Raw genomic sequence first — 226 nt, forward strand, 5'->3', positions numbered from 1 at the left:
ACCACTTTGTGATTCATGACTGGGGTGAAGTCGTAACAAGGTAACCGTAGGGGAACCTGCGGTTGGATCACCTCCTTACCTGAAGATACCTTCGTGCGTAGTGCTCACACAGATTGTCTGATAGAAACGTTAGAGCAAGACGGCTGCGAAGCCGACACGACAGTGTCCCCTTCGTCTAGCGGTTAGGACTCCGCCCTTTCACGGCGGCAACAGGGGTTCGAATCCC

Annotated in this window: 1 rRNA gene; it reads left to right on the plus strand. The window is 54.0% G+C overall.

Annotated elements, in window-relative coordinates:
* Positions 1–78: ribosomal RNA gene (locus ACA373_RS22235) — 16S ribosomal RNA — on the plus strand; the annotation flags it as partial.
* Positions 79–226 lie beyond the last annotated feature (148 nt).

Origin of the sequence: Erwinia sp. STN24 (assembly GCF_041320675.1) — a bacterium.
Lineage (GTDB): Bacteria > Pseudomonadota > Gammaproteobacteria > Enterobacterales > Enterobacteriaceae > Erwinia > Erwinia aeris.